19 protein-coding genes are annotated in these 19,657 nt (G+C 57.2%); 14 read left to right on the top strand and 5 right to left on the bottom strand.

Annotated elements, in window-relative coordinates:
• Positions 1-365: 365 nt before the first annotated feature.
• Positions 366-1,583, bottom strand: coding sequence for an NAD(P)/FAD-dependent oxidoreductase (locus IEI95_RS20830; protein WP_194416946.1), 1,218 nt, complete (start codon positions 1,581-1,583; stop codon positions 366-368).
• Between the two features lie 289 nt (positions 1,584-1,872).
• Between IEI95_RS20830 and IEI95_RS20835 the strand changes: the two genes are divergently transcribed.
• The 3 genes from IEI95_RS20835 (at position 1,873) to IEI95_RS20845 (ending at position 4,080) form a co-directional block, all read left to right on the top strand.
• Complete coding sequence (locus IEI95_RS20835) at positions 1,873-2,226, top strand: hypothetical protein (protein ID WP_015915441.1); 354 nt, start codon at positions 1,873-1,875, stop codon at positions 2,224-2,226.
• A 170-nt stretch (positions 2,227-2,396) separates the two neighbouring features.
• Complete coding sequence (locus IEI95_RS20840; RefSeq protein WP_060715920.1) at positions 2,397-2,810, top strand: PilZ domain-containing protein; 414 nt, start codon at positions 2,397-2,399, stop codon at positions 2,808-2,810.
• A gap of 157 nt (positions 2,811-2,967) precedes the next feature.
• Positions 2,968-4,080, top strand: a complete 1,113-nt coding sequence (locus tag IEI95_RS20845) for a pyridoxal phosphate-dependent aminotransferase (RefSeq protein ID WP_156535228.1) — start codon at positions 2,968-2,970, stop codon at positions 4,078-4,080.
• A gap of 115 nt (positions 4,081-4,195) precedes the next feature.
• Here IEI95_RS20845 and IEI95_RS20850 read toward each other — a convergent pair whose 3' ends face one another.
• Positions 4,196-4,462, bottom strand: coding sequence for an SEL1-like repeat protein (locus IEI95_RS20850; RefSeq protein ID WP_015915438.1), 267 nt, complete (start codon positions 4,460-4,462; stop codon positions 4,196-4,198).
• 530 nt (positions 4,463-4,992) lie between these two features.
• On the opposite strand from IEI95_RS20850, the gene IEI95_RS20855 reads away from it, so the two are divergent.
• Positions 4,993-5,331, top strand: coding sequence for a DUF2147 domain-containing protein (locus IEI95_RS20855; RefSeq protein WP_015915437.1), 339 nt, complete (start codon positions 4,993-4,995; stop codon positions 5,329-5,331).
• A gap of 57 nt (positions 5,332-5,388) precedes the next feature.
• On the opposite strand, the gene IEI95_RS20860 is transcribed toward IEI95_RS20855, so the two are convergent.
• A complete protein-coding gene (locus IEI95_RS20860) occupies positions 5,389-6,081 on the bottom strand; it encodes a glutathione S-transferase family protein (RefSeq protein ID WP_156535226.1) in 693 nt (230 codons plus the stop codon).
• A gap of 160 nt (positions 6,082-6,241) precedes the next feature.
• Between IEI95_RS20860 and IEI95_RS20865 the strand changes: the two genes are divergently transcribed.
• The gene (locus tag IEI95_RS20865; protein ID WP_041696379.1) at positions 6,242-6,436 is read left to right on the top strand and encodes a hypothetical protein; all 195 of its coding nucleotides are present in this window, start codon (positions 6,242-6,244) and stop codon (positions 6,434-6,436) included.
• A gap of 59 nt (positions 6,437-6,495) precedes the next feature.
• Positions 6,496-8,010 carry an AMP nucleosidase gene (locus tag IEI95_RS20870; RefSeq protein WP_015915435.1) on the top strand — a complete coding sequence of 505 codons (1,515 nt, stop codon included), beginning with the start codon at positions 6,496-6,498 and terminating at the stop codon, positions 8,008-8,010.
• A gap of 50 nt (positions 8,011-8,060) precedes the next feature.
• On the opposite strand, the gene IEI95_RS20875 is transcribed toward IEI95_RS20870, so the two are convergent.
• On the bottom strand, positions 8,061-9,032 hold the full coding sequence (locus IEI95_RS20875) for a lysylphosphatidylglycerol synthase domain-containing protein (protein ID WP_156535225.1): 972 nt from the start codon (positions 9,030-9,032) through the stop codon (positions 8,061-8,063).
• Between the two features lie 149 nt (positions 9,033-9,181).
• Here IEI95_RS20875 and IEI95_RS20880 point away from each other — a divergent pair, with 149 nt between their 5' ends.
• The 4 genes from IEI95_RS20880 to IEI95_RS20895 all read left to right on the top strand — a co-directional run bounded on the left by IEI95_RS20880 (position 9,182) and on the right by IEI95_RS20895 (position 12,670).
• Positions 9,182-10,144: a glycosyltransferase family 2 protein gene (locus IEI95_RS20880; RefSeq protein ID WP_194417331.1), complete on the top strand. Its 963-nt coding sequence runs from the start codon at positions 9,182-9,184 to the stop codon at positions 10,142-10,144.
• A gap of 1 nt (position 10,145) precedes the next feature.
• Positions 10,146-11,672: a glycosyltransferase family 39 protein gene (locus IEI95_RS20885; protein ID WP_194416947.1), complete on the top strand. Its 1,527-nt coding sequence runs from the start codon at positions 10,146-10,148 to the stop codon at positions 11,670-11,672.
• A gap of 93 nt (positions 11,673-11,765) precedes the next feature.
• Positions 11,766-12,380 carry a PadR family transcriptional regulator gene (locus tag IEI95_RS20890; RefSeq protein WP_156535221.1) on the top strand — a complete coding sequence of 205 codons (615 nt, stop codon included), beginning with the start codon at positions 11,766-11,768 and terminating at the stop codon, positions 12,378-12,380.
• Positions 12,381-12,382: 2 nt separating this feature from the next.
• Entirely contained in the window at positions 12,383-12,670 is a 288-nt protein-coding gene (locus IEI95_RS20895) for a DUF2218 domain-containing protein (protein ID WP_070149436.1), read from the top strand.
• A 130-nt stretch (positions 12,671-12,800) separates the two neighbouring features.
• On the opposite strand, the gene IEI95_RS20900 is transcribed toward IEI95_RS20895, so the two are convergent.
• Complete coding sequence (locus IEI95_RS20900) at positions 12,801-14,171, bottom strand: aspartate aminotransferase family protein (protein WP_156535219.1); 1,371 nt, start codon at positions 14,169-14,171, stop codon at positions 12,801-12,803.
• Between the two features lie 125 nt (positions 14,172-14,296).
• Between IEI95_RS20900 and IEI95_RS20905 the strand changes: the two genes are divergently transcribed.
• From IEI95_RS20905 to IEI95_RS20920, 4 genes are all read left to right on the top strand, one after another.
• Positions 14,297-15,652: a glutamine synthetase family protein gene (locus IEI95_RS20905; protein WP_156535218.1), complete on the top strand. Its 1,356-nt coding sequence runs from the start codon at positions 14,297-14,299 to the stop codon at positions 15,650-15,652.
• A gap of 304 nt (positions 15,653-15,956) precedes the next feature.
• Positions 15,957-17,555, top strand: a complete 1,599-nt coding sequence (locus IEI95_RS20910) for a peptide ABC transporter substrate-binding protein (protein ID WP_156535216.1) — start codon at positions 15,957-15,959, stop codon at positions 17,553-17,555.
• A gap of 63 nt (positions 17,556-17,618) precedes the next feature.
• Positions 17,619-18,542: an oligopeptide ABC transporter permease OppB gene (gene oppB / locus IEI95_RS20915; RefSeq protein ID WP_015915426.1), complete on the top strand. Its 924-nt coding sequence runs from the start codon at positions 17,619-17,621 to the stop codon at positions 18,540-18,542.
• Positions 18,535-19,656, top strand: coding sequence for an ABC transporter permease (locus IEI95_RS20920; RefSeq protein WP_087727626.1), 1,122 nt, complete (start codon positions 18,535-18,537; stop codon positions 19,654-19,656). The genes oppB and IEI95_RS20920 overlap by 8 nt, the downstream gene beginning before the upstream one ends.
• Position 19,657 lies beyond the last annotated feature (1 nt).

Genomic DNA, 19,657 nt, shown 5'->3' on the forward strand with positions numbered 1-19,657 from the left:
TTATTGCCTTGACGCGATGCGTAATCTCACAAGCAGGGTTGGATATAAAGCGCGACTGCGCTTATTGCCCATAATCCTCTCTTATAGGACTGGGTTCGAAGGATTGGGTTCTAGGATTGTCTGGGGTCTTTCGGCTTCGATTGAACCATACAAACTCTCCCGTCTTGTGTTGCCGTTTGTCTTTTCGGGAAAACCGGTTTTCGCTCTTCCCAAGGCAACCTCTCACTCTGAAAGAATTTGGCTTGCCTTCTATCAAGGCACGGATACTCACGCATTGCCGCTTTGAACGAGATGCAGATGCTTCCACGCCTCAAGGGCCTGAGGTGCTTTAAAATGGCCCCGAGAGCTATTTCGTCAGCGCTGGATCAGGCCAGCAACTGCTTTAAATCTTCCTGCGGATTACCAATGATTGCCTTATCGGCGGACCGGCCGGCTTCCAGAAGCTTCTTAGCCGTGACATAGGCTTTCGCATCATTGATGGCATCGACCGCAAGGAAACGGTCCTGGCGATAATACCAGACGGACAGGCTACCCTCGCGCATGCCCGGCCTTATAATCGTCTCGTCATAGCCCAAGTTAAGCCCGGCGATTTGCAGTTTCAGATCGTATTGATCCGACCAGAACCATGGTTTTGGCGTGTAGGGCGTTGTCCCACCTGCGAGCACCATGGCGATGGCTTCCCCTTGATCGACGGCATTCTGAACTGATTCCAGCCGGACAGCCCCCTCACCCCAAGGAAGCAGCGCGCAATCGCCAGCAGCGGATATGTCAGGATCAGATGTCCGGGCATAGCCGTCGACAATAATGCCATTCTGCACATGCAGTCCGGCGTTGCGCGCCAATCCGTCATTGGCGGTCGCGCCGATACCGACGATCACCAGATCGACATCGAGCCTGCTGCCATCTGAAAGCTCGGCAGCGGTCACGACACCATTCTTACCCAGAAGGCGTTTCAAGCCCATGTTTTCGCGAATCATCACGCCATGGCTCTGGTGAACGGCACGTATGAAATCGGCAGTCTCCTTTGCAGCAACACGCGCAAGAATGCGGTCGGCCATTTCGATCACAGTGACCTCAAGGCCGAGATGGCGCGCCACGGCAGCAGCCTCCAGGCCAATATAGCCGCCCCCTATGATCAACAGCCGCCGCCCTGGTTTCATCACCTCAGCCAGGCGGTCAGCATCGGCCTTGTTGCGGATCGTGTAGACACCAGCAAGATTGCCGCCAATTTCCTGCGGCAATCCGCGCGGCGTCGAACCGGTGGCAAGCACGAGCGTGTCATAGGAAAGTGATGAACCGTCCTGAAGCCGAAGCAGCTTTTTCGGTCGATCAATTTCCTCCACCCAACTGGAAAGGCGCATTGTGATCGCGTTTTCATCGTACCATTGGGCGGGCCGCAACAGCAGTCGATCAAAACTCATTTCACCGATCAGATATTTTTTTGAAAGCGGTGGGCGCTGATAGGGTAATTCCGGCGCAAGGCCAATCATGGTAATCGGTCGTTGGTCGTTCAGTGCCCGTAGTTTTGACGCAACAGAAAAACCGGCCTGCCCTGCGCCGACAATCACCAATGAATTTTCCACGCCATCCCTCCAGAAAAATCGCGAACTCTCTGCCGAAAAAATGCGGCGGTCAGCGCGATGACCATTCTCATCAACGGGTAAATACCGGATGCCAACCCGTCAAGTTCGGTTGCCACGCCTGGATGTAATAATGCCAGGTTCCGAAGGTCGGCCACTTCCTCACCTTGGGACGTCGCAGAAGAGAGTTCGCAGTTCGTCAGGCTCGAAAATTTTACCGAAAAGATGAGGCAAACAATTAGGAAAACTGCGTTAAACTGGGATACCAAGAAGGAGAAGAAGGACCGGTGTCATGCCCCTGCAGAACATTCTCGATGCAAAAAAGGACATTCCGCGGGACCTTGTCTATAAGAAATTCGGCATTGACCGACCTGGCAAAATCATCTTTGTCGGCCATCATCTCAGCACCAAAACCACGGTACGCTGCCTGATCCGCAAAATCTCTCTGCAAGGTGCGGAACTCGAAGTCAGCCGCATGCTACCCGTGCCGAAAAACTTCTTTCTGGAAATTCTAGGCATTCGCGACGAGATCGGCTGCACCTTGATGCGCAGAGAGCAAGAGACCGCAGTGGTGAGCTTCAACATGCTGATCGATCCCGAATTCCTTCATCACGTCGTAAAGCTCTCCTTCGAATTTGGACCGTAATGGCACAGACTAATATAGGTTGAACTTGAGATTGAGTTGCGCTTCTTTATGTATTCTCGTTTTGGTTTTAAAATTAGTCCAATCGCTCAAATTTGATGGAATAGATTTAACGCTCTGAAATGCCATTGCGGCAAACTTCTCCTGACAACAAGGACAACCGAGGAGAGATCATGCTGCAAGGAACCCATTTAGCAACCGTCACTTCAGAAATGTATGAGCGGCGCTGGGACCGTTATCAGGTTCGTCGGCCGGCTCGTATCATGGCGGTCCGCGCTGGTTTGAGCGGCGTGACCATGCGTAGCGCCACGGTGCTGGATATTTCCCGCGGTGGCGCCGGTATAGAATTGGATACCGGGATCGGCCTTGGCAGTCACTATTATCTGGAGGTTTTAGGGATTGCTACACGTATCGGCTGTGCCGAAGCTTATCGAAACGGCACAAGGGCTGGCGTCAAATTCCTCATGCCGATTTCAGAAGTCTTGTTGCAACGGATTATCCGTACCGACTTCGTCATGAGCGCCGACCGCACCAAAGACAATGCTGGAAAAACCGTTGCGCCAGGAACAGGCAGACTTGCCCGGTGAACAGGCGCTCAAACCTCGTTGCGCACCATTTATTTTCAACCAACTGCCGTCGGCTGCAATAAAGAGGGCTAGCCGCTGCTGTTTGATCTAATGCCCCTTGGCGGCTCCTTACAGCCTTTCTATTCTCAGCGACACCGATTCGCCAGGAATAGCGTTCATGTCATCCTTTTCGCGGTTTACGCCGCTTATCTCCCGCCTGCCCGCCACCGTTCCCTTTGTCGGCCCAGAGGCTATCGAGCGCCAGCGTAGTCTGCCGGTCAAGGCCAGGATCGGCGCCAATGAAAGCGGCTTCGGCCCCTCGCCCAAAGTTCACCTGGCGTTGCAGGCCGCGTCATCCGAAATCTGGAAATATGCCGATCCTGAAAATTTCGATCTGAAGGCCGCCCTGGCCGCACATTATGGCCTTGCCGCCGAAAATTTTGCGGTTGGCGAAGGCGTCGATGATCTTCTAGGCCTGACCGTGAGGTTGGTGATCGAACAGGGTTTGCCAGTCGTCACTTCGCTTGGCGGTTATCCGACCTTCAATTTTCACGTCAGTGGCTTTGGCGGGCGACTGGTGACGGTGCCCTATCGGCAGGACCGCGAGGATCTCGACGGTTTGCTGGAGGCAGTCCGCCGCGAAAATGCTCCGCTGGCCTATCTCGCCAATCCCGACAATCCGATGGGAAGCTGGCATGAAAGCCACGACGTGGTTGCCTTTGCCCGCGCCTTGCCGGAGACATGTCTGCTCATTTTGGACGAAGCCTATAGCGAAACTGCCCCGGTTGGCAGCATCCCTGCTGTCGATGCGCTGATCGATCTGCCGAATGTGCTGCGGATGCGGACATTTTCAAAGGCTTATGGCTTGGCCGGGGCACGGATCGGCTATGCGATCGGCACGCCTGGAACGGTGTCTGCTTTCGACAAGATCCGCAATCATTTCGGCATGGTGCGCACCTCCGTCGCCGCAGCTCTGGCCGCCCTCGCCGACCAGGATTATCTGACCGCAACCGTCGCGCGGATCATCGCGGCACGGGAGAGAATTTCCTTAATTGCCCGCCAGAATGGCCTGCAACCATTGGCCTCAGCGACCAATTTCGTGGCGGTGGACTGCGGCCGCGACCCGGCCTATGCCCGCGCAATTGTCGATGGACTGATGCAGCATGGGGTGTTTATCCGCATGCCGGGTGTGGCGCCGCTCAATCGCTGTATCCGCATCAGCGCTGGCTTGCCGGAGGATCTCGATTTGCTGGAACAGGCGCTGCCAGTCGTACTGCGTGATATCGGCTAACACGGCGACAATACCGTTTGAAAACAAAAACCGCGCCAGCCTTGTTCCTGCTGGTCGCGGTTAAATAGTTTGGCATTACCCTGTTTCGTTGATGCCCTGTTTGGATGGCGGTGGATCAGTGGGAGGTCATCCATTCACGGGCGTCACGCAGCGCTTCGGCCAGCTGGCTTTTGGTCATGGTCGAGGCCAGATCGGAGCGGAGGCCGACGGAGCGGTCACAGCCTTTGATCGCGGCGATATTCAGCCATTTATGGGCAGACACCAGATCCTGCTCGCAGCCACGACCGGTGGCATACATCAGGCCCATGATCCGAAAGATATCAGCCTGGGGCTGACCACCAATCGTGGCCATATCGTCTGCCTGCATATCGAAACGTGCCATGGTCTAGTCCCTGTCCAATTTGGTTTCGGTTGGTCTTTTTTCAGTGTCATGGCGGGTTTCCGGCTTATCACTGCGCCGGAATACTCCGCCAGGCTAAGTCCCTGTTTTTATGTCTGAACCGTCAACATCCTGGCGATCTAACGTCGCTTTTCGGTGTTTGCGGTGCGGCAGGTTTTCCCTGCTCGTTTGATGGGTTCATTATGTCGGACGGGTTTCAAAATGCGCTTAAAATGCTTGCTTAACGGGTGGCAAACGGGCTCGAAACCCTTTGTCAACTTGTCTTTCCGTTAAGCATTACAGCGGCTGGTTTACCGGCAAATAGAGGTTAATTTTACCGATTTTTCACGGTTGTGATTTTACTCTTTGTTCACCATGATCAAGAGAGGCGCAGAAATGTTTCGAAATGTCAGCCTCGTCATGGCGCACTTCACATCGCAGCGGAGCCCTATTTACGTTTACGTGCGCGTCATTTAATTTGATGGTCTTGCTACCCGAAACCATATCGGGGGCGGAGGATCGTGGAGGAACGGATGAAAACTATTCTACTCGCAGCCGGACTACTGGCCTTGAGCCTGACAAGCGTCAGCGCGGCGGAGCCGATCGAAGGCAAATGGAAGACGGCGAGCGGTGAAACTGCCGAGATCGCCAGCTGTGGCACAGCCTTTTGCATCACCTTGAAGACGGGCAAGCATGCAGGCAAGCAAATCGGCAAGCTGAGTGGCGCAAGTGCCAGTTATACCGGCGAAGTCACCGATCCCGACAATGACAAGACCTATTCCGGCTCGGCAAATGTCCAGGGCAAATCCCTCAATTTGAAGGGCTGCGTGCTGGCCGTACTGTGCAAGAGCCAGACCTGGACCAGACTGTAATATTTCGCCGCGCCGGATCATACCGGCGCGGTATTGACTGTTTTAGAAGACGCCCGCTTATCGCGCCTTTTGGCCAAACAGGACTTTCTTGGCTTCCTCATCGGTGGCGACATTGCTGCGCCGCTCGGCGCCAACAGCAATACCGGCCTTGACCGCCGGGCGTTCCATCATCGCCTCAAACCAGCGCTTCAGATGGGGGAAATCGTTGAGGTCCTGTCCCTGATTGGCATGGGGTACGACCCAGCCGATGCAGGCCATGTCGGCAATGGAATAATCGCCCGCCAGAAACTCCCGATCCGCCAGCCGCTTGTTCATCACGCCATAGAGACGGTTGACTTCATTGGTGTAGCGGTTGATGCCGTATTCGATCTTTTCCGGCGCATATTGGCGGAAATGATGCGCTTGTCCGGCCATCGGACCGAGGCCGCCCATCTGCCAGAACAGCCATTGATCCACCTCGACGCGGGCGCGCTCGTCCGTGGGATAAAATTTGCCGGTCTTGCGCCCGAGATATTGCAGAATGGCGCCGGATTCGAACACGGATATCGGCGCTCCGCCCGGACCGTCCGGATCGATGATCGCTGGCATACGGTTATTGGGCGAAATTTTCAGGAAATCCGGCGCGAATTGCTCGCCCTTGCCGATATTGATGTAGGTCACCTCATAGGGCAGGCCGAGTTCTTCCAACAAAATGGAAATCTTCCAGCCGTTCGGCGTGGGCCAGTAATAAAGCTCGATAGGCGCTGTCATGGGCTCTCTCCTTTGAAGCATCACGCAATGTCTGCCTGCCCCTGAGGTAAAGATCATGGCGCCAAGTTCAAGGGACAAACGCAAAAGCGTCAGCCAGAATTCCAGCCTCGCGATAGCTTGATCGTTTCATATCAAAACCATCAAGCTATCGGGGGATATCATGAGAGACATTACACTACGGCTGACGGCAGTGACGGTTATCATGGCGGTGTTCGCGGCGCTGTTTTCCATACTGGTCATCAATTCTACCCGGATACCGCAAAACCTGCGCACGGGCCTGACGGGAGAGCGGCTCTATTCGCTGCAAAACGGGTCGGCGCCGACCATCCAAAGCATCGCGGCGCGCAGGGGATAAATTCAGCGGAAATGCATGGCTGTCGTTTGCTTGTTATTCAGACCGATATATAACGTCTCATGAGCAATAGAATCGTCAATTCCATCCCTGGGCCTATCCCTGTCACCATCATCAGCCCACCCGCTTACGAGGCAAGGCTGTTTGCCGACGCCCGCGAGGCCGTCGATGCGATTACAGAGATTTATGAGCGCAATACGGCGTTTCTCATCGATGCGTTTACAGCCCTTGCCAATGGCGCACCGATAGAGGGCCGTTATCGGGCCTTCTATCCGCAGGTCAGTATCGAGACCAATAGTTTCGGCCATCTGGATACCCGACTTTCCTATGGCCATGTCACCTCGCCGGGCATCTATACGACGACGCTGACCAATCCGAAATTGTTTCGCCATTACCTGAAGGAACAGCTGTCCCTGCTGATGCGCAATCATCAGGTTCCGGTCAAGGTCAGTGAATCGACAACGCCGATCCCGTTGCATTTTGCCTTCGGCGAAGGCGCCCATGTCGAGGCCTCGGCTACCGGCTTTTCCGATATCCAGTTGCGCGATATTTTCGACACGCCTGACCTTTCGACCACGGACGACGAAATCGCCAATGGCGAATATGAGCCGCCAGCCGGTGAACCGTTTCCACTGGCGCCTTTCACGGCGCAGCGGATCGATTATTCGCTGGCGCGGCTGTCGCATTATACCGCGACCAGCGCCAAGCATTTTCAGAACTTCGTGCTGTTCACCAATTACCAGTTCTATGTCGATGAATTCTGCGCCTATGCCCGCACCCTGATGGCCAATGGCGGCGAAGGCTATACAGCCTTTGTCGAGCCGGGCAATATCACTACTCTGGCCGGGGAAAACGCACCCTCCTCCGGCGCGCCGCTTGGCCGCCTGCCGCAAATGCCAGCTTACCATCTGAAAATGAAGGGGCATGCTGGCATTACCATGGTCAATATCGGCGTTGGCCCGTCCAATGCCAAGACCATTACCGACCACGTGGCCGTGCTGCGTCCGCATGCCTGGCTGATGCTTGGCCACTGCGCCGGTCTGCGCAACAGCCAGCGGCTGGGTGATTATGTGCTGGCCCATGCCTATATGCGTGAAGACCACGTGCTGGACGACGACCTGCCCGTCTGGGTGCCGATCCCGGCACTGGCCGAAGTGCAGCTGGCGCTGGAAGATGCCGTCGAGGAAATTACCGGTTATGAAGGCTTCGAGCTGAAGCGCATCATGCGCACCGGCACGGTAGCCACCATCGACAACCGCAACTGGGAACTACGTGACCAGCGCGGTCCGGTGAAGCGCCTGTCGCAGTCGCGCGCCATTGCGCTCGATATGGAATCGGCGACGATTGCCGCCAATGGCTTCCGCTTCCGCGTTCCCTATGGCACCTTGCTCTGCGTGTCCGACAAGCCGCTGCATGGGGAGTTGAAGCTGCCTGGCATGGCGACGGCTTTCTACAAGACGCAAGTCAGCCAGCATTTGCAGATCGGTATCCGCGCCTTACAGAAGCTCGGTGCCATGCCAACGGAAAAACTGCATTCGCGCAAGCTGAGAAGCTTTTTCGAAACGGCCTTCCAGTAAGCATCTTCGATGCCTTGCCGTTGATGCCTTGACGTTGATGCCTTGCCGTTTTAGGGCTTTCGCGCAGGCGAAGGGAAGACCGCGTGCAGCGCCAGCGAGAGCGCTGCACTGAGCAGGGCCGAGACGATGACGATCAGATGCAGGTTGACGGCAGCCTTGGCCAATCCGTCCATATCCTGCACTGCCGCTCCAAGAGCCGCCGCACCGGCGACGATGCCAGCCGGATAGGTGCCGACGCCAGCGGGCGCATGAAAGGGAAGGACGGAGGAAAGCTCTCCGCCCAGTGCTCCGCCAAAAGCCGCCGATAGCGGTGTTACCTGCATCAGGCTCAACACCCAGGCAAACACCAGAACCTTGGTCCCCCAAGTGACGATGGTCATGGCCCAGGCCCGGAAAAAGGCCCCTTTATGCGCAGGCAGGCCTGCCTCCACGCCTTCGACCATCTTGAGCAACCTGCCGGAAAATCGCGTCTTGGCAAACAGGATTGCCGGGCGTTTCAAGGCAAAACCGATCAGCGGCAGGACCAGAAACAGCAGCCAAGCCATTCCCCACACTTGCGGCTGCGGCCTTCCCAGCACCAGACCGAGACCGGCGGCAGCCAGAAGCGCATGCAGATCCAGGAGCCGCATCACCAGCAGCGCCGAGGTACCTGACAGTAGCGGCACGGAAAATTCCGAGCGCATCAGCAGCGGAAAGCTGGTCTCACCACTTCGAAACGGCAAAAGAATATTGAGGAGATTATGGACCTGTGCCAGATGAAACAGCGCGGTGAACCGGCCCGAGGTTTGGCGTGGGAAATAATCGTAGATCCGCCATGCCCGCACCAGAGAGGTGGACACCAACAGGCCCAGCGCCAGCAGCACTGTTGAAAGGCCCAGTGCCTGCCACTCTTGCAGCACCATGGACCAGCCCCAGACGGCTTCGACAAAAACCACATAAGCGGCAATGGCGATAAAGGCGACGAGTGAAACGCCATGGCGCTTTATCCACGATTTGCGGTGACTTTGATCGATTGAGGTCATTGCCCTGACAGTTCCGAATTGCGTGGCCGCGCCGGTTCCTATAACACCCGGACTTATAAAGGCCAGCAATTTTCGGAGTTCCTCCCTTGCCGACAGACAGTTTCGCCGCCGTAACCGGCCCTGCTTCCTCTGATAATGCCGCATCCGCGATTGAACTGTCGGTCGTCGTGCCCTTCATGAACGAAGAAGACAATATTGGTCGCATGATCGAGCGGGTGATGGAAGCGCTGAAGGATTTCGGCAAGCCCTGGGAATTGATCGTCATCGATGACGGCTCCACCGACCGGACATTGAGCCGGGCGCGAACCTATCTCGGTCGGGAGGGCCTGGACCTGAAAATCATCGAATTTCAGCGCAATTTCGGCCAGGCAGCAGGTCTTCAGGCCGGTTTCGACGCCGCACGCGGACGGCTGATCGCCTCGCTGGACGGCGACCTGCAAAACGATCCGCACGATATTCCCGGCATGATCGTTGAGTTGGAAAGCCGTGATCTCGACCTGCTCTGCGGCTGGCGCAAGGCAAGGCAGGATGCGCTGGTGCTGCGCAAGATCCCCTCTTGGTGCGCCAACCGGCTAATCGGCAAGGTGACTGGCGTGCGCATCCACGATTATGGCTGCGGGCTGAAACTGTACCGCGCCCATATCATCAAACAGATCAGCATCATGGGCGGCATGCACCGGTTCATTCCGGCCTGGGTCGCCAGCGTCATTCCATCGTCGCGGATCGGCGAAACTGTGGTCAATCACCACGCCCGCCAGTTCGGCACCTCGAAATACGGTATTTCCCGCACCGCCCGCGTCGTGCTCGATCTGCTGGCCGTGCTGTTCTTCATGCGCTTCCGCCAAAGGCCCGGCCATTTCTTCGGGATGATCGGCTTCTTCATCGGCACGCTCAGCGCGCTGATCCTGTTTTATCTGTTCGTCATCAAGCTGATGGGCGAGGATATCGGCACACGGCCGCTGCTGCTGGTCGGGGTTATGCTGTTCCTGGCCTCAATCCAGATGATCACCACTGGCATTGTCGCGGAAATGCTGACCCGTTCCTACGATACACCGCGTGCCTATGTGATCCGCAAAACCTATGACCAGGCTCCGGATACCAAGGATATCTGAGATGATTTCGACGCTCCGGCAGAAGCCCGCTTCGCTCTTCCTTCTCCTGGGCGTCTATTTCATCGTTCAGGTGCTGGTGCGCCTGGCCCTGCCTGCGTCGCTGGAACTGGACGAAGGCCAGCAGCTCTATTATGCGCAATGGCTTTCAATCGGCTACGACAGCCAGCCGCCGTTCTACAACTGGATCCAGTATGGCGTGGTGGAGCTACTCGGCCCCAACCGGCTCGCGCTGGCGCTGTTGAAAAACCTGATGCTGTTTGCCAGCTATGCGCTAATCGCGCTGGCCGCAGCACAGGTGCTGAAAAGCCGGGATCTCGTCATCATCGCCTGCCTTAGCCTGTTGACCATGCCGCAGATCAGCTTTGAGGCACAGCGAGACCTGACCCATACTGTCGCGCTGATTTTCTGCACCGCGCTGCTGCTGTTCGGGGTGTTGCGGACCCTGAAATCGCCCAGCATCTGGAGCTACGCCCTGACCGGGGCTGCCATTGGCTGTGGGTTTATTTCCAAATACAACTTCGTTCTGTTGGTCAGCGCCGCCTTCCTCGCCATCCTGGCGGAGCCGAAGTTTCGCCGGCGTGTACTGGACTGGCGCATCCTGCTGACGGCTGGCGTGGCACTGGCGATCTTGCTGCCGCATGCCCTGTGGTTTTTCCAGCATATGCAGGAAGCGACGCGCAATACGCTGGGTAAAATGACCGATGACAATATTACCAGCCTGCCACAGCAGATCTTCAAGGGTCTGACATCGCTCAGCACGGCGGTTCTGGCCAGTGCCGCTCCCACTATGGCGCTGCTGCTGATCCCCTTCGCCCGCACCCTGCCCTTCCCGCATCTGCCGCGCCCAGCTGCCTCCGTTTTGTCCGCCAGCAATGAATGGACCCGGCTGCTGGGCCGGATGATGCTGCTGGTGGTCGCCGTTCTGGCACTGATGGTAATTTTTGGCGGCGTCAGCGCCATCAAGGACCGCTGGCTTGCGCCCTGTTTTCTGATGCTGCCGCTCTATCTCTGCCTGAAAGTCGAAGCGGCGGGCCTGGGCGAAGAAGGACAGTTGCGCCGCTTTCTGGTCGTCGCGCTTGCTATCATGGTGCTTGTGCCGGTCATCCTCTATGGTCGCGTGGTCGGCGCTGGCATTATCGGTCATTACCAGAAGCAGAATGTACCCTATGGCCAGGCCGTTGCCACGGCGCTGGCCTCAGCGCCAAGCCGTCCAGTTCTGGTGCTGACCAGCGATCAGCAGATGGCGGGCAACATCCGTCTGCATGCACCCGATATTGCTGTCACCGTTCCCCCAACCAGCGGCGTACCTGTACCGGCGCGTTTCGACGCACAGCATCCGCTGCTGGTGATTTGGCGCAATTTCGGCAGGCCCAACCCTGAAATGCCAAAGGCCCTGAAGGACTGGATCGCCACCTATCCCGGTCTACAGGCCCAATCGGTCGGCGAAATCGCCCTGCCCTTCCTGCATGGACGGCCGCATTCGCTCTATTCCTTCGGCTACGCCCTCTATTACTCCACCACGCCCTGACATATTCCGATTTGGCAAAAAAATCGCAATGCCTCTTGATAGATTTTATCTAAGATATATCTTAGACCTATAAAAACTTATCGGAGATAGATAATGCGATTTTCTCATTCACACGAATACCAAGGGGAACATGGTGGCAGACATGGCGATCGAGGGGGCCATCCACTTGCCGACCTGATGCACGCGATGCGTGGCGGTCCCTTTGGACACAAGGGACCAGGCGGCAAGCACGGACGCGATGGCGAACGTCGCCGGATGTTTGAGACCGGCGAATTGCGGCTGGTGCTGCTGAAGCTGATTTCGGAACTGCCACGCCATGGCTATGACCTGATCCGCGAGATCGAGCGGCTCTCAGGCGGTGCCTATGCGCCCAGCCCCGGCGTGATCTATCCGACCATGACCCTGTTGCTGGATATGGGTCTGGCCGAGGAACAACAGACCGAGGGCGCGCGCAAATTGCTGGGTATTACCGAGGCTGGAAAAATCCACCTCGACGACAATGCCGAAGCGGTAGAGATTGCCATCGCCCGGCTGACCGCCCTTGCCAAATTGACCGAACGCACCGATGCCGGGCCAGTGCGCCGGGCAATCCATAATCTGCGCGCCGTGATCCATGACCGGCTCGCCCAGGACGACGTATCGCGCGAGACACAATTGGACGTCGCCCGCATTCTCGATGAAGCAGCCAGCAAGATTGAAAGGCTTTGACCATGACAAAAACCATTGCCACCGTCCCCACCGAACACGGTTGGAAATATGTCCAGCAGCTCTGCAAGCACTGGAGCCACAAGCTGACCGTCGAGCTTGGCGAAAACCAAGGCACAGTGACCTTCGACACGGCCACCGCCGTGATGACCTGCGACGAGGCAGGACTGACGGTCACCATCGAAGCGGAAAACGACGAGTTGCTGGAGCGCTACAAAGGTGTGGTTTCCAGCCATCTCGACCGTTTCGCCTTCCGCGAAGCGCCTCTGCCCTTTGATTGGAAGCCTGCCTGATACCAAGGTCATTGAAAATGACCTTGTATTCCCTTTGCAAATATCTCAAGCCGTGCAAGCATTTGAGATATTTGCAATGCCTTCAAGGCGAGGATGCGTGAGCATGTCAGAGACTTGGCAATAAAGTGACCTATTCGCGATAATTGTCGCGCAGCCAGTCCAGCGCCTTGCCCAAAACCTGCACCGCCTGATCGACCTCGGCGCGGGAAATAATAAATGGCGGCGAAAACAGCATGCGGTCGCCGGTGGCGCGGACAATCACGCCATTGGCAACGCACTGATTACGCACCTGCGCGCCAACATCGTCGGGCTTGGCGAAACGACGGCGTGACGCCTTGTCCGCTGTCAATTGCACAGCGCCGATCAGCCCAAGACTGACCACCTCGCCTACCATCTGATGATCGGCAAGCGACGCCAGCGCCGTGGCGAAATAGGGGCCGATATCGTCGCGCACCCTCTCCACCAGCTTTTCCTCTTCGAGGATACGGATATTTTCCAGTGCCGCCGCCGCGCATACCGGATGGCCAGAATAGGTATAGCCGTGATTGAAATCGCCGACCTCGTTGATCAGCACCTCAGCCACCCGGTCCGAAACCAGCACGCCACCAACCGGTAGATAGCCTGACGATAGGCCCTTGGCAATCGGAGCCAGATCCGGCTCGAACCCGAAATGCTGATAGCCGAACCAGCTGCCCAACCGGCCAAATCCGCAGATCACTTCGTCCGAGACCAGCAGAACGTCATAGTGCTTGCAGATCCGGACGATCTCCGGCCAATAGCTATCCGGCGGAATAATTACGCCGCCCGCCCCTTGCACGGGTTCAGCCACGAAAGCCGCAACGTTTTCCGCGCCAAGTTCCAGAATTTTCGCTTCCAGTTCCTGCGCGGCCTTAAGGCCGAATTCCTCAGGCGAAAGGGTGCCGCCCTCGCCATACCAATAGGGCTGATTGATGTGGTGAATGCCCTCAATCGGCAGATTGCCCTGTTCATGCATGTATTTCATGCCGCCCAGCGAAGCGCCCGCAACGGTCGAGCCATGATAGCCGTTCTTGCGAGCAATCACCTGGGTCTTGGTGGGGTGGCCGAGTGCCTTCCAATAGACCCGCGCCAGGCGAAACCATGTATCGGTGGCCTCGGAACCCGAATTGGTGAAGAACACATGGTTCATCTGCGGCCCGGCCAGACTTGTGACCTTCTGGGCCAAGAGTGTCGCCGGTGGCGTGGTGGAACCGAAAAACGTGTTGTAATAGGGTAGTTCCTGCATTTGCGCATAGGCCGCATCGGCAATCGACTTGCGGCCATAGCCGACATTGACGCACCACAACCCACCAAACGCATCCAGATATTTCTTGCCCGTCGCATCCCAGATATGGACGCCTTCAGCACGCTCAATAATGCGCACACCTGCCTCGTTCAGCTTTTTGGTATCGTTGAACGGGTGCAGATGATGGGCGGCATCGATGGCGGCAAGATTGGAAAGGACGGCAGGTTTCTCGTTCATGGCAGGCATCCTCAGGCGGCGGTGTCGCATTGAAAGGCGGCAATTTATCCGCTACGACCATGACGATATGCACCAGCTTTGGCAAGAACCGCCAGGGGCTGGCAGACCTCTTTCGAAAGCCCGCCATGACCCAGATCGACGCCTCCACCAGCACCGCTCCCGACCCGCAGGCCCGGATCGAAATCCTGCTGGTCGGCATGAACGGCGATCTGCGTGGCAAGATGATCCCGCTGAACGCCGAGGACAAGGTCTGGAAAAACAGCGTCCGCCTGCCCGCCTCCACCCAGTCGCTGGATATCTGGGGCGATGATAATGACGACCTGACCGGCATTTCGCTGACCTTGGGCGATCCAGATGGCCTGTGCATACCCGACAAGCGTTCGCTTAGCCCCATGCCCTGGGCACCATCAGGCTCCAAACAGGTGCTGGCCACTATGCATACACTTGAGGGCCAGCCGCATTTCGTCTGCCCGCGCGCCATTCTGGCCCGGGTGCTGGAGCGGTTTGCGGCCTTGGGCCTGACGCCGGTCGTGGCGACCGAGCTGGAATTCTACGTGATGGAAGATGATTGGCGCGAAACTGGTCGCCCCATGCCGCCCAAGGCGCTGACCTATCGCGGCGAGCCGAACGGCTTTCAGCTGTATGACATGCGGGCAACCGGGGCGATGGAGGATTATCTCGCCACCGTGCGCGCCTATGCCGATGCCATGGGCCTGCCCGCCGATGCGACGACGGCGGAATTCGGACCCGGCCAGTTCGAGGTCAATCTTCTGCACCGGCCCGATGCCATGGCAGCGGCGGATGACTGTATCTACCTGAAGCGCGTCGCCGAATTTGCCGCCCGCCGCCACGGGCTGAAATCCACCTGCATGGCCAAGCCCTATGGCGACCAGGCAGGCTCCGGCCTGCATGTGCATGTCAGCATTATCGATGCCGAGGGTCGCAATATTCTCGATGCCAAAGGCGGCGAACCGGTCAAACTGAAATCGGTAACGGCGGGCCTGTTGCAGACCATGCGGGAAGCGCAGCTGATTTTTGCGCCCTTCGCCAATTCCTACCGCCGTTTCCAGCCCGGCTCCTTTGCACCCGACCGGATCGACTGGGGTTTCGGCCATCGCGGCACCGCTATTCGTATTCCAGACAAGGACGGCCCGGCAGCACGGATCGAGCACCGTGTGGCGGGTGCCGACGCCAATCCGCATCTGCTGCTCGCCGCCATTCTCGGCGGCATGTTGAAGGGGTTGGAGGCCGATCTCGATCCCGGCCCAGTGACCACGCCTGATGCGCCAGCCACCAGCCCGGACTTGCTAACCCATGACTTCCTGACCGCCGTCGATGCCTTCCGCACGTCTGATTTCATCGCCGATGTTTTCGGAAAACAATATCGCCAACTCTACGGTGATACCAAGCGCAAGGAAGCGATCACCTATCTGCGCACCGTGTCGGATTTCGATTATCGGACCTATCTGCCGCGCTTGTAAACGCGCCTGCCATGTCCAGAAATGCCGGACCATGAAAACCGTTCAGCGGAATGTGATCCCATGCCGATCGCAATCTGAACAATAAAATACTAAAATAGCGCAACCAAACAGAATGGAGCACCAACTTCCCCTAAAATCATGGGGATGTCGGGCCAGACTGTGGAAAACATTTTGCCTTTTGAGCACAAAGTGCCTCTGGTCAGAAACCGACAATGTTTTTTTGAAGGCAGGGCTTGTTTTTTGGGCAATTTTACCATTTGGTCAACAACCGAACGAATTCCCCATGGGCGCGGAGACAACAAGAATGACCCAGATGAAAATCCGATTGGCAACGGCGGTATTGGCCGGTTCCCTGCTGTTTGGTGCAAGCAGTGCACTGGCGGAAGCGGTATTGAACCGCGGCAATGCAGGCGAACCGAAATCGCTCGATCCGGCGCATATCTCGATCGACATCGAAGGCTTTGTCATTCACGACATGTTCGAAGGCCTGACGACGCATGACGCAAATGGTAAGATCGTGCCTGGCGCCGCCGAAAGCTGGAAAGTCTCCGACGACGGCACGGTCTACACCTTCAAGATCCGCGATAATGCCAAATGGTCCGACGGTTCGCCGGTAACCGCGGAAGACTTCCAGTTCGCCATGCGCCGCCTGGAAGACCCCAAGACCGCCGCCGAATATGCCAACCTGCTCTATCCGATCAAGAATGCGGAAGCTGTAAACACAGGCAAGGCGCCTGTCGATCAGCTTGGCATCAAGATCGTTGATGCCAAGACACTGGAAATCACCCTGGAGCGCTCAACGCCCTATTTCCTGCAACTGATGGCTCATTATACCGCCCTGCCGATCAGCAAGGCCAATTACGAAAAATTCAGTGATCAGTTCGTCAAGCCAGGCAATATGGTCAATAACGGCGCCTTCAAGCTGGAATCGCATGTGCCGAACGACAAGCTGGTAGTTGCCAAGAACGACCAGTATTGGGATGCCAAGAATGTTAAACTCGACAAGGTGGTATTCTACCCAATTGAAGATGACGCCGCCGCCGTTCGCCGTTACGAAGCCGGTGAACTTGATGTCGTCTACAATTTCTCCGCCGACCAGTTGAAGCGGTTGCGCGCTGCCTATAATAGCCAGGTCCATGTCGATCCGGGTCTGGCAACCTATTATTACACATTTGACATGCGCCAGGAGCCTATGAGCGACGTGCGCGTTCGCAAAGCTCTGTCTATGGCCGTAGACCGAGATTTCCTGTCGAGCGAAATCTATTCCGGTGCGCAATTGCCGCTCTATTCCATGGTGCCTCCGGGCATGGAAGGCTATGAAAAGCCGGCCGCGCCCGATTTTGCCTCGCTGTCGCAAATCGACCGCGAAGACAAGGCCGTGGAATTGATGAAGGAGGCCGGTTACGGCCAAGGCGGCAAGCCGCTCAACCTCGAAATCCGCTACAACACCAATACCAACCACGAGCGCGTGGCGACCGCCATTGCCGATATGTGGAAGACCACCTTCGGTGCCAAAGTATCGCTCGTCAATCTAGACGTGGCCTCGCACTATTCTTACCTCAAGGAAGGCGGCAAATACAGCGTCGCCCGTGCTGGCTGGGGGGCAGATTATGCCGACCCGGAAAACTTCCTGGCGCTGACGATCAGCACCAACACGACCTTCAACTACAGCCACTGGAACAATCCGGAATTCGACGCGCTGATGAAGAAGTCCTATGACGAAAAGGACCAGAAGGTGCGGATGGAACTGATGCATAAGGCTGAACAGATCCTGGTGGATCAGCAGCCAGTGGCCCCGCTGATGAACACGGCCAATCTTTGGCTGGTATCCAGCAAAGTTTCCGGTTGGGGCGACAATGCCGTCAACGAGCATTATTCCAAGTATCTCAGCGTATCCAAGTAACGTCGAACAGGAGAATGACGCGCGATGGGCCAATCCGGTCCGTCGCGCGTCGGCTATTTGACCATGATCAATTTCGTCCTGCGCCGACTGATGAGCGCCGTGCCAACGGTGTTCGTCGTCATCACCATATCCTTCTTCCTGATGCGCTTTGCGCCGGGCGGGCCGTTCGACCTCGAGCGCCCGTTGCCGCCTGATATCATGGCCAACCTGATGAAGACCTATCAGTTGGACCAGCCGATCTGGCAGCAATATATCACCTATCTCGGCAATGCCCTGCGCGGTGATTTCGGTCCAAGTTTCATCTACAAAGACAATACCGTTGCCCAGTTGATTGCCCAGGCCCTGCCCTATTCGGTTCAGCTTGGTGCTACCGCCCTGCTGATCGCGCTGATAGGCGGCGTCATCCTCGGGACTATCGCCGCGTTGCGTCAGAATGGCCTGATCGATTTCGTCGTGATGACCTTCGCGACAGTGGGCGTCACAATTCCGAATTTCGTCATGGGACCAGTGCTGACGCTGATTTTTGCCCTGATGCTATCCCTTCTACCTGCGGGCGGATGGGGTGACGGCTCGCCCTATTATCTCGCCCTGCCGATCACCGTTCTGGCCCTGCCGCAAATCGCCATCATCGCGCGGCTGACGCGCGGCTCGATGATCGAGGCACTGCATACAGACCATATCCGCACGGCCCGCGCCTATGGCCTGCCGTCGCGCACCATCGTCATCACCCATGCCTTGCGTGGCGCCATGCTGCCGGTCGTGTCCTATCTAGCGCCCGCAGCCGCCGCCCTCCTGACCGGCTCGGCTGTGGTCGAAAGCATTTTCACCATTCCGGGCGTCGGCCGCTTCTTCGTCATCGGTGCGCTAAACCGTGACTATCCCTTGGTCATGGCCACCGTGGTTCTCGTTGCGGTATTCGTGATCGTTTTCAACCTGATCGTCGACATCGCCTACGGCCTGCTCGACCCGAGGGTTCGCCATGACTGATATTTCCATTACCTCTCCGGCGGTCGAAGGCCGCAGCCTTGGCCAGCTGGCTCTCTTGCGCTTTCGCCGCAACAGAGCGGCCATGGGCGGCTGCTTCGTTTTGCTGCTCATCACCCTCTTTGCTTTCGCAGGCCCGCTTTTCGTGCCGCATAACTACGATCAGGTATTTCCATCCTATGTTTCGGTACCGCCGAGCCTCAAGCCCTTCCCGGATCCGGCCACACTTCAACAGGTTGCCGAGGGCGCGGCCAATCGAGCGCGGCTGAAGATCAGCGCATTCGCTGTGGAAAACGGCAGCTTCACTGCCACGATCACGTCAGACAAACCGATCGACCCACGCACCGTGCGCTATTTTGACCGGGTCAATGAGTTCAAGGAAACGCGGGTCGCCCAGACCACCCCAGACCAGCTCAGCATGGTATTGACCGGTCGCGTTTCTCAGGAATATTTTCCGTTCGGAACCGATAGCAATGGCCGCGATCTTCTGGTGCGTGTCATGCTGGGCGGTCAGATTTCGATTGCGGTCGGCCTTGCCGCCAGTCTCGTATCACTCGGAATCGGCGTGATCTACGGGGCCACCTCCGGCTATCTGGGCGGGCGGGTTGACAATGTGATGATGCGCATCGTCGAAATCCTCTATTCGCTGCCCTTCGTGTTTCTAGTCGTCGTCATGGTGGTATTTTTCGGCCGCTCCATCTGGCTGATCTTCATCGTCATCGGCGCTGTGCAATGGCTGGAAATGGCCCGGATCGTCCGCGGTCAGACCTTGTCCCTGAAGCGCCGTGAATTCGTCGGTGCGGCGGAAGCACTGGGTCTGAACGACTGGCAGATCATCCGCCGTCATATCATTCCCAACACCATCGGCCCGGTCATCGTCTTCGTCACCGTCGTGGTGCCGCAGGTCATCCTCACCGAAAGCTTCCTCTCCTTCCTCGGCCTTGGCGTTCAGGCTCCGCTGGCCAGTTGGGGAACTCTGATTTCCGAAGGTGCGAAAAACATGCAGAACGCTCCGTGGCTGCTGATCTTCCCCGCCTTTTTCTTCGTGCTGACCCTGTTTTCGCTCAATTTCGTGGGCGACGGGCTGCGCGATGCGCTTGATCCCAAGGACCGATAAG

Source organism: Agrobacterium vitis, assembly GCF_014926405.1.
Lineage (GTDB): Bacteria > Pseudomonadota > Alphaproteobacteria > Rhizobiales > Rhizobiaceae > Allorhizobium > Allorhizobium vitis_H.

Excerpts from the sequence above, each read along its gene's own strand:
- IEI95_RS20870 (WP_015915435.1), top strand. The coding sequence starts at position 6,496 with ATGAGCAATAGAATCGTCAATTCCATCCCTGGGCCTATCCCTGTCACC.
- IEI95_RS20840 (WP_060715920.1), top strand. The coding sequence starts at position 2,397 with ATGCTGCAAGGAACCCATTTAGCAACCGTCACTTCAGAAATGTATGAG.
- IEI95_RS20885 (WP_194416947.1), top strand. The coding sequence starts at position 10,146 with ATGATTTCGACGCTCCGGCAGAAGCCCGCTTCGCTCTTCCTTCTCCTG.
- IEI95_RS20900 (WP_156535219.1), bottom strand. The coding sequence starts at position 14,171 with ATGAACGAGAAACCTGCCGTCCTTTCCAATCTTGCCGCCATCGATGCC.
- IEI95_RS20860 (WP_156535226.1), bottom strand. The coding sequence starts at position 6,081 with ATGACAGCGCCTATCGAGCTTTATTACTGGCCCACGCCGAACGGCTGG.
- IEI95_RS20865 (WP_041696379.1), top strand. The coding sequence starts at position 6,242 with ATGAGAGACATTACACTACGGCTGACGGCAGTGACGGTTATCATGGCG.
- IEI95_RS20855 (WP_015915437.1), top strand. The coding sequence starts at position 4,993 with ATGAAAACTATTCTACTCGCAGCCGGACTACTGGCCTTGAGCCTGACA.
- IEI95_RS20835 (WP_015915441.1), top strand. The coding sequence starts at position 1,873 with ATGCCCCTGCAGAACATTCTCGATGCAAAAAAGGACATTCCGCGGGAC.
- IEI95_RS20920 (WP_087727626.1), top strand. The coding sequence starts at position 18,535 with ATGACTGATATTTCCATTACCTCTCCGGCGGTCGAAGGCCGCAGCCTT.
- oppB (WP_015915426.1), top strand. The coding sequence starts at position 17,619 with ATGATCAATTTCGTCCTGCGCCGACTGATGAGCGCCGTGCCAACGGTG.
- IEI95_RS20850 (WP_015915438.1), bottom strand. The coding sequence starts at position 4,462 with ATGGCACGTTTCGATATGCAGGCAGACGATATGGCCACGATTGGTGGT.
- IEI95_RS20905 (WP_156535218.1), top strand. The coding sequence starts at position 14,297 with ATGACCCAGATCGACGCCTCCACCAGCACCGCTCCCGACCCGCAGGCC.
- IEI95_RS20910 (WP_156535216.1), top strand. The coding sequence starts at position 15,957 with ATGACCCAGATGAAAATCCGATTGGCAACGGCGGTATTGGCCGGTTCC.
- IEI95_RS20895 (WP_070149436.1), top strand. The coding sequence starts at position 12,383 with ATGACAAAAACCATTGCCACCGTCCCCACCGAACACGGTTGGAAATAT.
- IEI95_RS20875 (WP_156535225.1), bottom strand. The coding sequence starts at position 9,032 with ATGACCTCAATCGATCAAAGTCACCGCAAATCGTGGATAAAGCGCCAT.
- IEI95_RS20845 (WP_156535228.1), top strand. The coding sequence starts at position 2,968 with ATGTCATCCTTTTCGCGGTTTACGCCGCTTATCTCCCGCCTGCCCGCC.
- IEI95_RS20890 (WP_156535221.1), top strand. The coding sequence starts at position 11,766 with ATGCGATTTTCTCATTCACACGAATACCAAGGGGAACATGGTGGCAGA.